Origin of the sequence: Myxococcus virescens, assembly GCF_900101905.1 — a bacterium.
In the GTDB taxonomy this organism is placed as follows: Bacteria; Myxococcota; Myxococcia; order Myxococcales; family Myxococcaceae; genus Myxococcus; species Myxococcus virescens.
In genome coordinates this window covers 187766-202382 of record NZ_FNAJ01000008.1, presented here as the reverse complement: position 1 = coordinate 202382, position 14617 = coordinate 187766, and the positions used below count along the sequence as shown (strand labels likewise).

Here is a 14617-nt window from a genome sequence, read left to right as displayed (position 1 = left end):
CAGGTTAGACCGGGGGACACCGAACGGGAACCGCTCTGGAGGCCCGCCCGGCGCAGGGCCTCCAGGCAGGAAGGCGCTACCGGGAAGCAGGCGCCTCTCCCTGGGTGGGGCGCGGCTGCTCACGCACCGTCCGGGCGCCGGCCATGTCCGCGTGGGCCGTGCGGCGCATCCGGTCCGCGTTGACGCGGGCCTGGACGTAGCGCGGTGACAGGTGCATGGCGGCGGCATAGGCCGCCCGGGCCTCCTCCACCTGTCCGAGCCGCTCGTAGGCCACGCCCAGGTTGTTGTGCACATAGGCCACGTGCGGGAGCAGCTCCGCCGCCCGGACGAGCACATCCGCGGCCTTCTGGGCTTCTCCGGCACGCAGGTAGGTGAGGCCCAGGTTGTTGAGAGCGTAGCCGTGCTCGGGGTGGAGGTGGACGGCCTGCTCGAAGCGCAGCATCGCTTTCGCCAGCGCCCCCTGCGCCAGGTGCGCGCGCCCGAGCACCTGATAGGCCTCCACGTACTCGGGATTGCGCAGCACGGCTTCTTCGCCCACGGACACCGCTTCGGCATGGCGGCCCAGGGACACCAGCAGCCTCGCCTGACGCACCAGGGGGCGGGCATCCAGGGGAAGCAGGCGGCCGAGCTGGGCATGGGCACGCACGGCCAGCTCCGTCCGGCCCGTGAGCCCGGCGAGCTCCGCCGCCAGCGCCAAGGCGGCCACGTCGTCGGGGGCGTCATGAATCGCACGGCGGCACTCGGTGAGCGCGCCAGCGAGGTCGTCCCAGTCGCGCAACAGGTGGGCCCGGCTCAAGTGGTCCACGCGCCGTCCATGTCTGTGTGGCAACGCGAGCTCGGCTTCTGGCGCGATGTTCGAACCTTCCGACGCGGCGCCGGACGCGGCGCCGAGGCGCGCGATGCTGATGTCTCCACGCGGCGCGCGCGGCTCGAAAGCCGGCGGAAACGCGGCGGCGTCTCCCCGAGGACTGGCTGCATCCGGCGCCGCGGCGTCCGCGTTGGACGTGGACTGCTCCTCCGCGGCCAGCCACGCGCGCAGCGCCCGGGGCAGCGGCGCATCCGCCCACGCCAGGGCCAGGCCGAGCACCACGAGGCTTGCCAGCACCAGCGCGCGCCGCACGGAGGCCGGCGGGCGGAAGCGGGTGTGGGACGTGGGCTTCGTGTGGTTGCGGCGCATGGCGGCGACCTCGACTGCTGGCGGAGTTCCCGGGACGGGGACTCCGGGGCGCCGGGTGCCGGCCTCCCACCCGGCGTCATTGCGACTGGCGTGCCACGCATGCTCCCAGAGGGACGGAGGGGGCTGTGTGGCCCTGTGGCCACAGGGCCGGGGAAAAGCATGGCGGGGGGCGCGGGCGGCATGCGACGGTCCGCGCGATGAAGATCGCCACCTGGAACGTGAACTCGGTGCGGGCCCGTCAGGAACGGCTGCTCGCCTGGTTGAAGAAGGCCCAGCCGGATGTCCTCTGCCTGCAGGAGCTCAAGTGCGTGGACGACGACTTCCCCATGGAGGCCGTGCGGGAGCTGGGCTACCACGCCGCCGTCCACGGGCAGAAGACGTACAACGGCGTCGCCATCCTCGCGAAGGAGGAGCCGAAGGACGTCGTGAAGGGCCTGTCCGACGGCGTGGATGATTCGCATGCGCGCCTCATCGCGGCGACCGTGGGCGGCATCCGCGTGGTGAGCGCGTACGCGCCCAATGGCCAGTCGGTGGACTCGCCGCAGTACCAGTACAAGCTGGAGTGGTACGGCCGCCTGCGGCGCTACCTGGACACACGGCACAAGCCGGACGAGCCCCTGGTGCTGGGCGGGGACTGGAACGTGGCGCCCGAGGACATCGACACCTATGACCCGAAGTTGTGGGAAGGCCAGACGCTCTTCACGCTGAAGGAGCGGGATGCGCTCCAGCGCCTGGGCGCCTTCGGGCTTTCGGATGCCTTCCGCAGGCTGCACCCTGACGTTCAGAAGTTCACCTGGTGGGATTACCGCATGCTCGGCTTCCCGAAGAACCTGGGCCTGCGCATCGACCACCTCTACGTGACGGCGCCCGTGGCCGAGCGACTGACGGTCGTGGACGTGGACCGCGAGGAGCGCAAGGGCAAGCAGCCCTCGGACCACGCTCCCGTGTGGCTCGAGCTGCGCGACTGAAGCGGTATTCGCGAGCGGCCATGTCATCACTGGCATGGCCGCTCTCCACGAGCACCAGGCACGTGGTGGGTTTCGTGCGATGCTCCAGGACCGAAGGCCATGACGACGCCCCCGCCCGAATCGCTGCCGTTTCCCGACAGCCTTTGCCACCGCTGCGCCGCGCCACCTCGCTACGTCCAATCGAGGACCACGACCTTCATCCTCTGCCCGCTGCTGCCTCAGAAGTACCCGCCGCAGCCGGTCCGCGCGTGCGCGCTCTTCAAGCCGAAGCCGCCGGAGACGCCCCCGGTGTCCCGCTGACGCCGGACTCGATATTCCAGGAATCCTGGGCCCATCCTGAATGCCGGGCGCCCCGACTTCCGGCAGGGTAGATTCCGCGCTGTGTCCGAGGAGAAAAACCGGAGTGCGCCACCCGAGGGGACCGATGCGACGTTGCTATCGCCGCACCCGCGTCCCGCCATCACCGACGTGACGGAGGGCGCGCTGTTCGCCGGGCGCTATGTCCTCGAGGAGTTGGCCGGGCGCGGTGGAATGGGCGCGGTGTACCGGGCGCGGGACACGCTGGTGGGCGACGTGGTGGCGTTGAAGCTGCTGGAGCTGGGCGCCTCGCCCGCGCCGGAGTGGCTGGAGCGCTTCCGCCGCGAGGTCCGTCTGGCCCGGCGCATCACCCATCGGCACGTGGCGCGGACCTTCGATCTGGGCGAGCACTCGGGCCGCCTCTACCTGACCATGGAGTACGTGGCGGGAGAGAGCCTTCAAACGTTGATGGAACGCGAGCACACGGTGCCTCCCGCGCGGGCGGCGCGGCTGGTCCTGGCGCTTTGTGAGGGCCTGGCGGCGGCGCATGCCGCGGGCGTCGTGCACCGGGACTTGAAGCCGGCCAACGTCCTGGTGGAGGTCCGTGGCCGCGTGGTGCTCACCGACTTCGGCATTGCCCGGGCATTGGCGGGCGAGGGGGCTTCGCGCACGCAGGGACTGGTGGGCACGCCCATGTACATGGCGCCCGAGCAGTTGGAGAGTGGCGAGGTGGATGCCCGCGCCGACCTCTACGCCACGGGCCTGGTGCTCTACCAGTTGCTCACCGGAGCGTCTCCGTTCGCCGGTGATTCGCCCATGGCCGTGGCCATGGCCCGTCTGCGGCAGCCGCCGCCCGATCCACGCCTGCTGGCGGCGGTGCCGGATGCGCTGGCGGAGTTGGTGCTCGCGTGCTTGTCGCGTGAGCCCTCCGGCCGGCCGCGGGACGCGGCCTGTGTGGCGGACGCGCTGAGGCAGTGGCTTGGTTCTGTCGGTGAGGCCATCGAGCCCGAACATGCCCATGGCGCATCCACACCACAGCCCAGCGGTTTCAGCCACGCTTCGATGTCCTCGGGCGGGCTGGTATCTCGCACGCCATTGCGCCCTGATGAGCAGTCGCTGGCGGTGCTGCCGCTGCGCTTCCTGGGTGCTTCGGACCAGGCGTTTCTGGGCGACGGTGTGACGGAGGCGCTCATCGACGTGCTGTCGAAGACGCGGGGGCTCCGGGTGCAGAGCAGCGGGGCCACGGAGCGTTTCCGGCAGGAGCGGGACCCTCGCGTCGCGGCGCGCGAGCTGGGAGTGGAGTTGCTGGTGGATGGGACGCTCCAGGCCGCGGGCAAGACGGTGCGCGTGACGCTCCGGGTGGTGGAGGGCGCGTCGGGCACGCAGCTGTGGAGCGGCCGTTTCGACGATGCGGATGACGACCCATTCCAGCTCCAGGACCGGCTGGGGCAGCGTCTGGCGGAAGCCCTCCGCGGCGAGCTGACCATCCTGGCCTACCGCTCCACCGTGCCAGCGGAGGCCCTGGCCCTCTACCGGCAGGCGCTCTCCCGGATGCTCGCGCACTCGATGACGCGGGAATTGAAGGACGAGGTCATCACGCCGCTCGAACAGCTTCACGACTCGGTGCCTGGCTTCCCGCACGCGGCGGCGCAGCATGCGGTGGCGACGCTTCGGGCGGGCTTCATCAGCACCCTGGCGGACGAGGTCGACTGGGATGCCCTGGCGCGGACCAGCCTGGAACGGGCCCGACAGGTGGCGCCGGAGCTCGTGGAGACGAAGCTGGCCCAGGCCATCCTGGCCACCCGCGAAGGCCGGTGGCGGGACGCGGTGGTGGCCTTGCGCACGGCGCTCGATACGGCTCCCACGTTCGCGCCCGCGCTCCAACTCCTCGGCAACCTCCAATGTGAGGCGGGGCGCGCGGATGAAGGCCTGCCGCGCTTGAAGCTGGCCTACGCACTGGAGCCGGCCATGGCCATCTGCCTGGTCGAGGTGGCGCGTTGCAGCGCGCTGCGTGGCGACGATGCGACCTACCAGTGGTGCATGGCGCGTCTGAACAGTCAGCCCCTGCTGGGCATGGCGGTCCTCATCCTCCGCATGCGGGTCGCGGCCTGGAGGGGCGACATGGACGACGTCCGCCAGTGCCGGGACGCGTTGAACGAAGACCCGAGCCACATGGCCTCCTACGTGGCCACCTACTGCTCGGCGGCGCTGGGCGAGGTATCGGTGGAGGCCGCGATGGCCACCCTGGACGGCATGCTCACCCGGCAGCAGGTGAACTCGCGCTTCGCGTCGATGGTGTGTCAGCTCGCGGCGGAGTTGATGTGCATCCGGGGCGCGCCCGCCGAGGCGCTGCGTTATCTCCAGCAGGCGGCGAACCTGGCGCTCATCGATCTGGAGTGGATGGACCGCTGCCCGGCGCTGACGCCCCTGCGCGCGCAGCCCGGCTTCGCGGAGGCGCGGCGCAAGGTGCGCTCCCGCGTGGAAGCCATCTGGTCCGCATGACGCGCTCCTCGGCGCCTGTCCGCGCATCCCCCGTGACGGCGGGGCGCTGGACGTAGCGCGCGGGGGACACCCGCTTCGCCAGCCGAGGCATGCGGCCGTGCTTGCACTCCACCAGGAACCCGTGGAGCGACTCCTCTGACAATTCGTGCAACAGCAGCCGGAAACCCCCGCGCGCAACACCCGCATCGGCTTCACGCTGGAGGACACGTCGTCCCGCCAGGGGCCCGGTGCGTGTCTCGCGCTGGGCTTCGGGCCTTCGCTGACGGGTGGAGGATGTGCCGCCGCGAGAGTATCAGTTCGCCAATTTTACAAGGAGTGGGGGTCTAAATTGATTTCAGCAATTTACATGGAGAGGTGATTGACCCTGAGCTTCGCGCTCGGGCACGCTTTGAGTCCATTCGCCAGCGTTGCTCGGAGGAAGCCCGTGTCTGTTCAGAGTCCAGGAGAGCCAATCCGGCCCACGGCAGAAATGCTGGATGGCGCGATTGGCGCGGCGGTTGCCGCACTGGAGCAGCTTCCCGTCGCGGAGATGCTGGCTTCCACGGGAGCGGGCGTTCACTCGGTGGATTCGCCGGCGGCGGCAACGCTGGTTCTCCTCGCGCTGGCTGAGAGTGAGGGGGCTGCGAATGCGCATGGGGCGTCCTGCGTGCGGCGGCTGCTCTCCAGTCGCGCGTCGACCGGCTGCTGGCGTTTCTCCCCGGATTCGGCACGGTCGGAAGCGGGGGAGTCGGCCCGCGCGCTGGTGGCGTTGAGGCAATGGAACATGCCGCTGGACCCACCCTCGGCGCTCGCTGTGCTCCTGTCGCGCGACGCAACGAGGGCGCCTGGCCAGACATCGTCCGAGTCAGGGGCGGCGGCCATCGAGGGCGTTCCTCCTGAAGCGGACGTCGCCACGACCGCGGACCTCCTGCTCCTGGCGGCGCACGAAGGGCGGTCGCTACCGGGTCGCGCCGCGCTTGTTTCCGAGAAGGTTCGAACCCAGGGGCTTCTGGGCTGCGCACGCGGCGAGCCCGCGGTTTCGCCTTTCCTGCTGGGCTACCTGCTGACGCGCTGGGTTCGTCACGTGGGTGACCACTGGCAGCTCGCGGTCCCCCTTCGGGCAGAACTCATTTCGCTCTGGGAGAAGGGGGAGGTGCGCGGCGCGGTGAATGTCGCCCTCGCGATGAGCGCCTTGATGAACCTGGGGCGCCCCACGGACGTCAACCTCTTCGAGCGGACGTTGGATTCCATGGCGTCCCTGCTGCTGCGCGAGCAGAGCGAGGAGGGGCTCTGGCCCGTGGCGCCGCTGTACGAGGCCGAGGACGTCGTCTACGGCTCGCTCGAGGCATCGGCGGCGCTGTGTGTCGAAGCGCTCGTTCGGTACGTCCGAATCGCGCGCATCGCGGCGGACCGGACCGACAACTTCCTCCCAGGGGCGCTCCCGCCTCGGTCGGGCACCTGGAAGGAGACGTTGGCGGCCTTCGACGATGATTACCCGCCCGCGCTGTTTTCTCCCGAGTCGCGAGCCCGCCTGCTCGCGCTGGGCGAATGGCTGCCCGCGGCGCTAGAGGGCGATGGGGGCTTCGAGGTCCGGTTGCTGGAGGGGACGCCTCGGGTGGACTTCATCCTGGGGATCAAACACGACGGTCAGGAGCTGCTTGCTGGCAGGCATCCCCACTCAGAACTCCCAGCGCCCTTGTTCGCCGCTCCCGAGTGGCGGCGCATTCGCGACTTCGCGCGAGCGTGGGCTGAGCCGGGCGGGCTGCTCGACCGGGAAGTCGACGCGTTCTGGCTGGAGTTCGACCTGGATGCGCCAGTCGCCTCGCCTCCGCTGCCCATCGTGTTCCTCTGCACACGGGACCAGCCTGTCGCCGTCAACGAAGCGCTCCACCGGCAGAAGTCGGATACCTACCGCGCGACGCTCCACGCGGGGCTTCCGCTCTTGCGTGGGGATGAGGCGCCGCTCACGCCCGAGCTTCAGCGGGGAATGGATGTCTGCATCGAGGCGCTGCCTCCCGGTGCACACCTCTATGCGGCCTGCGTGATGATGTCGCGGCGCAGCAAGAACCTGCGCTTCACGCTCAAGAACGTGCCTCCCGAGCGTGTGGTGGCGTACCTGGAAGCGGTGGCGTGGCCAGGAGACTTCCAGCAGCTGCGGGACACCCTCGCGTGGGTCCTCCCGCTCGGCGTCAATCGCTTCATGCTCAACCTGGACCTGGCGCCGCAGCTGTTGCCGACGCTGGGGCTCGAGTGCTCGTTCCAGGGACGTGCGCAGCCCGCCGAGGAGCCCCGGTGGCAACGCCTGCTCGACGAGCTCGTGACGCGGGGGCTCTGCGCACCCTCACGGCGTGACGCGCTGCTGGCGTGGCCGGGGCGCACGCAGGTCAACCTGCCCGCTGGCTCGGCCACGCGAGAGAGTGTCTTCGATAAGCGGCTCGCGCACGTCAAGCTGGGCTTGACGGGGGCTCCGGTGATTGAGGCCAAGGCCTATCTGGCCACACATCGCACGTCCGAGCTGCTCCGGCCGCGCTGAGTCGTCATCCCCGGGGCCTGCATTGACGCTCGGGGATATGAATTGATACGTTGAATTCTGAATATTCATAATGGGCAGGCTGTGCAGACTTTCATCGAGCACCTGGGCCACACTTCATTTGTCATTCAGCGCGGTCCTCTGAGGGTTCTCATCGACCCGGTGCTGGTGCTGCGGGAGCTGGAGTTTCGGCAGCCTGCGTGTCCCGCGTGGTTCTTCGATGACCTGTCGTCGGTGGACGCGGTCTTCTTCTCCCACGCGCACGACGACCATCTCCATCCACCCAGCCTGTTGGGGCTTCGCGAAGACGTCGCCCTCTACTTCCTCGACAGGCCGAAGCCGGGCGCGGCGCCCGAGTCGAGCGCTCGCGCGACTCTCACGGCGCTGGGCTTTCGCAATCTCCACCCCTTCCAGGAGGGGGACGTCGTCGAGCTGGCCCAGGACCTGCGCATCCACATCCTGCCCGCGCAGTGTTCGGGGGAGGGCGAGGAGCAGTGTGCCCTGCTGGTGGAGACGCCGGATGTGCTGGCGCTGGACGCGGTGGACGTGACGGATTCACCCCGGACGCGCGAAGCGCTGGAGGCCTTCCGGGGCCGGGTTGATGTCGCCTTCGTCCCCACGGGGGCCTCGGTCCAGTGGCAGGGCTTCTGGAATCAGATGGACTCCGTGGGAGCGCTCGCGTTCTGCGACTGGTTGAAGCCAGCGCGTATCGCGACCTGTGGGGGCACGCTGTCCATGGCGGGGCGGCCGCGGGAAGACCGCCTGGAGCGCTACCCGGTCGACCGGGCGCATTGGATGGCCGCCGCGGTGACGCGCGCGCATGACTCGGCGCTCCTGCCCTGGAAGCCCCCGTATCGGCTCGTCTATGGCGAGCACGTCCTGGAGCGCTGCGCGCTGCTGCAGCCCGGCCGTCGTTTCGAACCGGCGCGGGGGCAGCGGCGTCCTCAGGCCCTGTTGACGACCTTCTTCACGGGATATCACCCGAGCAAACCCATTCAGCGTTGGGGATGGGGAGACAACAACGACCTCGTGCGTTGGCTGGAGCCGTTCGAGGCCATCCGGGAAGTGCTGCGCGCATCCACCCACGACCTGCGCTACCTGCTGGAGCGGTGCCAGCTGTCCGTCAACAAGACCCCCGCGGCGGTCCTGGTGCCCCGGACGCTCCGCTGCCTCGTGGAGGGCAAGGCCTTCGAGCTCGCGGCGAGGGTGGTCTCGCTCCTCCCGTCGAAGGTCTCGGAGCCCGCGGACATGGATGCTGGCTACTTCGCCGCTGTCGAGGCCGCGCTCCTGTCTGAGCCGGCGCTCGAGGCGCCGCTGCGGGAGGACCTGGCGGCCTGCCTGTGGATGGACCGGGGCCTGTTCCACATTCAGTGCATGTCACGCCGGATGAAGGAGCTGGCCCGCCGTGACGAGCGCACCGAGGCGCTTCGCGCGACCCACGTGTCGGTCCTGCGTGACAGCCTCCTCCAGCGCCGCCCGGTGTTGGGGCCCTACCACCTGCGCGTCACGCGAGACCTGGCGCGGCTGCTGGACGCGCGCCCGTTGTCGCCGGAGACGTCCGAGGTCCTGTGTTACGCGAGCCCGGCAGGCATCCGCCATCAGCCGCTGTCGACGCTCGAGGCACTCCTGCTGGACCAATGTGACGGGCGCACGGTCGCCGAGATGGTCGGCGACGTGAGCGCGGCCCTCTCCCTGCCTCACGATGACGTCCGGTCGGCCATCTTCACGTTCCTGTCCCATCTGTCGCACGAGTCGCCGTTGGTGCTCGACTGGAGTCACTGATGCAATTCCAAGAGGCCTTCACGTTCCCGACGCCGTTGTCCCCCGAGACGGAAGCCTCGGCGCGGGAGCTGTTGCGTGCGCAGCAGATGGGGCAGCTCGACCTGCTCATGGGCTGGGTCCAGCAGCCGGAGCGGCTCGGGAAGTTGGGGGGATGTGCCGCGGAGCTCCAGTCCCTCCTCTCCGAGGCGTTCGAGCTCGTCGAGCGCGCGCCGGCGCTGGCGCGTGAGTTCCTGGAGCACTGGAGCACGACGGTGCTGCTCGGCCGCTTGTTGGGGCCCGCCGCCGTCGGGCCTGGCTTGATTCAATGCCTAATGGGCAACCTCGCGTCCCTGCTCATCGTCCAGCGGCTGCGGGGAGAGGTCACCCACGGCGAAGCCTTCTTCGTGACGCCGCGGACCCTCTACTGCCTGCCTCGGGGGGAGCGGCTCGACGTGCGCGGCCCCGGTGAAGGGCGCGTCGTTTGGCACTTCTCTGGCGCGGAGTGCCTGCTCTCCGACGAGGGGCACGCCGGCCCCGGGCTGCGCATCCCGCTGCCGCTCACGGGCGAAGCACCCGTGAGCATCCAGCCGTTGCCCTGGTCCGAGACCTGGAACGTTCCGGTGCTGGACGACAGTGAGATGCTCGGCATCACCGGCCGGCGAGAGCAAGCGGGCATCCCGGACGATGGGAGCACGGGCACCTGGCGGCCCATGCCCCTGCTGCGAAGCACGGAGGAGGCCTTCCACATCCTGAGGGAGCTGTGGCCCGAAGTGCTCGACTGGGCCCGCGTGTTGCTCCCCGCGCTCGTCGACATGGGAGGCCCGGAGAACCGGAGCGTGCGTTGCTCGTCCTCGTATGGGGCTGGCACGCCCGTCTTCCTCACGCGCGTGGCCCACGGCCTGGAGCATGCGGAGGACCTGGTCCACGAGCTGCAACACGAGCGCATGTATCTGCTGCTCGACTCGCGCGCATTCGGGCGGTGGGACGACTCACGTCCCGAGTTCGTCTCCGCCTACCGCACCGACCCTCGCCCCCTCCGAGGCGTGCATCTGGGCCTGCACTCCTTCCTGGCGGTGAACCGGCTCCGGCTGCGGGCGCTGGACAGGCCCGAGTTCAAGCAGCGGGAGTGGCGCTTCCAACTGCTCAAGTCACACCGCTGCAACCTGCTCTCCTTCCGGACCCTCCTGGACTTCGAGCGTCCCACGCCCGAAGGGCGCGTGCTCCTCGCGCAGATGGCCCAGGCCCTGAGTGAGCAGCACCCGCTCATCGAACGTGTCGCGGATGCGGACATGGACCAGGCCTTCGACGCCTGGATGAAGCAGCACTTCTCGCGGGTGGCCGGCAGCGGCCCCGTGGTGAATGACGCCGAGACATACATGGACTGGCGCGAGGCGGCAGTGCTCGCGGCCCGCTATACCCAGCACGCCGGAGGTGCCGCATGAGGGTCCCAGGGTTGCGTTATCGCGACGAGTGGCTGCCCAACTTCTTCCCCGCGAAGCAGGTGGGCCCCGACCACTTCGTGCGGCTGTCCCGGACGGGCGCCATGCAGCTGTTGTCCGGCGCGGAGAATGCCCAGCTCGACGAAATCTCCATGGATGAGGCCCTGTTCGCGCGGCTCGAGCAGACCAGCCACCTCATCACCGCGCAGAACTCCTCGCGCGTGCTGGAGGACCTCAAGCGCTGGCACGACCGGACCTACGCGGGGCCGGGGCTCCACATCGTCGTGCTGTCCAAGCGGTGCAACCTCAACTGCACCTACTGCCACATGAACCCGGAGAACATCTCCGCGGATTCCAAGCGCTTCGACATGCAGCCCGACGTCGCGGATGCCATCATCCGCTTCGCGCTCGGCTCTCCGGCCCCCTTCCTGGGCTTCGAGTTCCAGGGCGGCGAGCCCTTCTTGAACTTCGAGGGCATGAAGTACTTCGTCGAGGAGGCCCGCAGGCAGAACGAAGCCGTGGGCAAGCGGCTCCGCTTCTCCGTGGTGAGCAACCTCATGGTCGCCACCGACGAGCACATCGCGTACTGCAAGGAGAACCGCATCAACGTGTCGTATTCGTTGAACGGTCCCGAGGACATTCACGACTCATTCCGAGTCACGCGGAGCGGGGCGGGCAGCTTCCGCAAGGTCATGGAGCGGCTGAGCCACTTCCGCGACCGATTCCCCGGGGTGCTCAGCGCGTCGCCCCTGTGCGTGGTGGGGGCCTCCAACGCCAAGGAGCTGAAGCGCACCATCGACTTCTATCATGCGGAGGGCTTCAAGGACCTCGCCATCCTCAAGCTCAAGGCCCTGGGCAACGCCCGCAAGGAGAAGCTGCCCTTCGACATCCAGGACTTCCTCCACTACTACCTGGACGCGCTCGATTACATCTACGAGAAGAACCGCCAGGAGAACGAAAACTACTCCGAGCGCGTGGTCCGGGTCGTCCTGGCCAAGATTCTCCAGTCGACGGATACGGGCTTCGTGGACTGGCGCAACCCGGTCGGGGACTTCGGTTCGGCCATCACCTACGACCATGACGGCGAAATCCTGCCGTCGGACGAAGCCCGTTCGATGCGCTCCGAGTTCGGCTTGGGCAACGTGAAGGGGACGACCTATGACGCGCTCATCCGCAACAAGGCCACGTTCCGGTCCATGAACCTGTCGCTGCGGGATCGTGACTCGCAGTGCCGCGAGTGCGCCTTCAATCCCTACTGCGGCGTGCTGCCGGTGCTCGACTACGCCCGGACCGGGGACGCGACGCCGCGCCCCCATGCGTCCGAGGAATGCCTGCAGACGTTGGCGGTCGTGGAGTGGGTCCTGCGCAAGCTCGTGGAGGACCCCATCCCCCTGCTGCGGATGATGCCTGGAATGGACGCCGCCCTGGTGGAGATGGCCAACGGTCTGCCGACAGAGTCTTCCTCGCAGGCCATGCCGCCGATGCTGAGCGTGCAGAGCGGCTGAGGCCAGCCGGGGCTGGCGCCCTCGCCGCCGCTCAGGCGGGGCGCAGCCGGCCGGCGGCGAGGTCCGTGAGCGCGCCGAGGACTTCTTCCTCGGTGATGTCGTCCATGCTCCCGTTCCCGGTGGGCTCGCGGAAGGCCGGCGTGAAACGGAAGCCCCATTGCTGGGGAGAGGTCGTTCCGAACAGGCCCACCGAAGGGAGCCGGAAGAAGTCCGCCGCGTGCAGCATGCAGGAGTCGATGCCGAGGAAGCCATCACAGGCACCGAGCAGCGCCATGGCGACATCGAGTGGGGCGCCTGCGACGGACAGCACGCGGCCTTCATGGACCATGGGCGCCAGCTCCGTGGCGTTGTAGTCCACGTTGAGCACGAGCCATTCGGGATGGGCCGCCAGGAAGGCATCCAGCACGGCGCGGTAGCGGGCGACGGGCCACTGTTTCCGGGAGCCGGTCTCCGTATGGAGCGCGAGCACCTTGGCCCCGTCGGGGACGCTGTCACGAAAGCGCCTGGCGGCCTCGGTGGCCTCGGGCGTCAGCACGGGGGGCTGGGCGAAATCCTCCAGCCGCAGGGTGGGATCCACCTGCTGGGCCACCGAGAAGAGCCGGTCCGCGGAGTGCTGGGATTCTTCACCCCGGACCCACTGCTTGTAACGGCGATACAGGCCGACCGTCTCGGTGGCCGCCGGAAACCCCTCGAGCAGCTCGGAGACACCCGTCGCGTGCCAGGTGTTGAAACAGACAAACAAGTCGCAGTCCCCCACCGCCTGCCGGAGCATCTCTGCGTCGATGCTTCGCTCCGTGCCTTGCGTGGTCGCGCGGACCTCGTGAATCTTCATGAGCCCGAGCTCTTGATAGAAGAACAGGCTTGAATCACCTGGCGCACCCACCAGTCTGATTTGACCCGGGTACAGCTGACTCAGGGCGCGTAGGGCGGGAAGGGCGAGGAGCCGGTCCCCAATCCCATTCAGGTGAAATACGACGGGGGCCTGGGCAGAACGAAGTTTCTGCTGCATGGAGGGGGCAATCCTTGCGTCAAGACATCCTGCCCCCGGCGTGCCGGGTGGGGTCACCGGGGCGCAGGGACCTGCTAGAACCAGCCGTCAGACGTGTGGTTGGAGTGTTCCCACGGATAATCGACGGGGGCGACCGCGCGCGCGGAGAGCTGGGCGATATCACCGCGACCCAGGATGATGCTCAGCTGGCTGCGGAGCGCGTCCACCTTCGCGGGGTCCAGCTGCTTGTACGTCACCACCTCGGGCTTCAGAACGACGTTGTTCTCAACCATGAGGGACTCCTAGGGAGGTGAGTCAAAACATACGCGCGGCACGAGTTTGTCGCTGGAGGCGCCGGTCTCCAATCCCATCCAGGTGGAACACCACCGGGGCTTGGAGCGAGTGATGCTCCTGCGGCGGGAAGGGGCAATCCTTGCGTCACGACAACCTGCTCCCCGGTGCCCAGGGATGGGCGCCGGGGAGCAGAGACCTGCTAGAACCAGCCGTCAGACGTGTGGCTGGTGTGATCCTGCGGCTCCTTGACGACGACGGCGCCCGCGCGAGCGGACATCGTGGGGAACTCGCCACGACCCAGAATCATGCTCAGCTGGCCGCGGAGCGCGTCCACCTTCGCGGGATCCAGCTGCTTGAACGTCACCACCTCGGGCTTCAGAACGATGTTGCTCTCAACCATGAGGAACTCCAGGAGAGGTGAATCAAACCACACGCGCGGCACGAACGTGTCGCCGAACGTGCCGAGCCTGACACCCGTGGATGCCCGCAGCTCGGATCACAAAGAGTACGGTGTCTCTCGAACGAATGTCCAGGCGTAGACGTGTTTTCGTTGAAACAGCTGCTACACGGGAGATTCGGCGCGTTTGACCCGGGTACGGCTGACTCAGGGTTCGCGGGTCGGGAAGGGCGAGGAGCCGGTCTCCAATCCCATCCAGGTGGAACACCACCGGGGCATGGAGCGAGTGATGCTCCTGCGGCGGGAAGGGGGCAATCCTTGCGTCACGACAACCTGCACCCCGGCGCCCAGGGATGAGCGCCGGGGAGCAGAGACCTGCTAGAACCAGCCGTCAGACGTGTGGCTGGTGTGATCCTGCGGCTCCTTGACGACCGCACGCGCGGACATCATGGGGAACTCGCCACGGCCCAGGATCATGCTCAGCTGGCCGCGGAGCGCGTCCACCTTCGCGGGATCCAGCTGCTTGAACGTCACCACCTCGGGCTTCAGAACGATGTTGCTCTCAACCATGAGGAACTCCTGGGGAGGTGAATCAAACCACACGCGCGGCACGAACTTGTCGCCGAACGTGCCGAGCCTGACGCCAGTTGATGCCTTCAGCTCGGATCTCCAAGAGTACGGTGAACCTCGAGCGGATGTCCAGGCTCAGACATGTTTTTAATGAAATGTCTGCCAGCTTTGAAATTTCGCGGACTTGGGTGTTCTCGGACGCTGGGCCTG

At 68.4% G+C, this 14617-nt stretch carries 12 protein-coding genes; 7 read left to right on the top strand and 5 right to left on the bottom strand.

Annotated elements, in window-relative coordinates; translation table 11 throughout:
- Nucleotides 1-76 precede the first annotated feature (76 nt).
- A complete protein-coding gene (locus tag BLU09_RS23360) occupies nucleotides 77-1177 on the bottom strand; it encodes a tetratricopeptide repeat protein (protein ID WP_090491718.1) in 1101 nt (366 codons plus the stop codon).
- Nucleotides 1178-1374: 197 nt separating this feature from the next.
- Between BLU09_RS23360 and xth the strand changes: the two genes are divergently transcribed.
- From xth to BLU09_RS23325, 7 genes are all read left to right on the top strand, one after another.
- Nucleotides 1375-2145 (top strand): exodeoxyribonuclease III, encoded by a 771-nt coding sequence (gene xth, locus BLU09_RS23355; RefSeq protein ID WP_090491717.1) that lies wholly within the window; start codon nucleotides 1375-1377, stop codon nucleotides 2143-2145.
- Nucleotides 2146-2244: 99 nt separating this feature from the next.
- Nucleotides 2245-2445, top strand: a complete 201-nt coding sequence (locus tag BLU09_RS23350; RefSeq protein WP_011555148.1) for a hypothetical protein — start codon at nucleotides 2245-2247, stop codon at nucleotides 2443-2445.
- An 81-nt stretch (nucleotides 2446-2526) separates the two neighbouring features.
- Nucleotides 2527-4944 carry a serine/threonine-protein kinase gene (locus BLU09_RS23345; RefSeq protein ID WP_090491716.1) on the top strand — a complete coding sequence of 806 codons (2418 nt, stop codon included), beginning with the start codon at nucleotides 2527-2529 and terminating at the stop codon, nucleotides 4942-4944.
- 763 nt (nucleotides 4945-5707) lie between these two features.
- On the top strand, nucleotides 5708-7456 hold the full coding sequence (locus BLU09_RS23340; RefSeq protein WP_244171962.1) for a hypothetical protein: 1749 nt from the start codon (nucleotides 5708-5710) through the stop codon (nucleotides 7454-7456).
- Between the two features lie 81 nt (nucleotides 7457-7537).
- Nucleotides 7538-9235, top strand: a complete 1698-nt coding sequence (locus BLU09_RS23335; protein ID WP_090491714.1) for an MBL fold metallo-hydrolase — start codon at nucleotides 7538-7540, stop codon at nucleotides 9233-9235.
- A complete protein-coding gene (locus tag BLU09_RS23330; RefSeq protein ID WP_090491713.1) occupies nucleotides 9235-10656 on the top strand; it encodes an aKG-HExxH-type peptide beta-hydroxylase in 1422 nt (473 codons plus the stop codon). The genes BLU09_RS23335 and BLU09_RS23330 overlap by 1 nt, the downstream gene beginning before the upstream one ends.
- Nucleotides 10653-12158 carry a radical SAM protein gene (locus tag BLU09_RS23325; RefSeq protein WP_090491712.1) on the top strand — a complete coding sequence of 502 codons (1506 nt, stop codon included), beginning with the start codon at nucleotides 10653-10655 and terminating at the stop codon, nucleotides 12156-12158. The genes BLU09_RS23330 and BLU09_RS23325 overlap by 4 nt, the downstream gene beginning before the upstream one ends.
- 31 nt (nucleotides 12159-12189) lie before the next feature.
- On the opposite strand, the gene BLU09_RS23320 is transcribed toward BLU09_RS23325, so the two are convergent.
- The 4 genes from BLU09_RS23320 to BLU09_RS23305 all read right to left on the bottom strand — a co-directional run bounded on the left by BLU09_RS23320 (nucleotide 12190) and on the right by BLU09_RS23305 (nucleotide 14407).
- Nucleotides 12190-12990 carry a glycosyltransferase family 9 protein gene (locus BLU09_RS23320; protein WP_244171961.1) on the bottom strand — a complete coding sequence of 267 codons (801 nt, stop codon included), beginning with the start codon at nucleotides 12988-12990 and terminating at the stop codon, nucleotides 12190-12192.
- A 251-nt stretch (nucleotides 12991-13241) separates the two neighbouring features.
- On the bottom strand, nucleotides 13242-13439 hold the full coding sequence (locus BLU09_RS23315) for a hypothetical protein (protein WP_244171960.1): 198 nt from the start codon (nucleotides 13437-13439) through the stop codon (nucleotides 13242-13244).
- A 200-nt stretch (nucleotides 13440-13639) separates the two neighbouring features.
- Nucleotides 13640-13840 (bottom strand): hypothetical protein, encoded by a 201-nt coding sequence (locus tag BLU09_RS23310; protein ID WP_216609124.1) that lies wholly within the window; start codon nucleotides 13838-13840, stop codon nucleotides 13640-13642.
- Nucleotides 13841-14215: 375 nt separating this feature from the next.
- Entirely contained in the window at nucleotides 14216-14407 is a 192-nt protein-coding gene (locus BLU09_RS23305) for a hypothetical protein (RefSeq protein ID WP_216612286.1), read from the bottom strand.
- Between the last annotated feature and the right edge of the window lie 210 nt (nucleotides 14408-14617).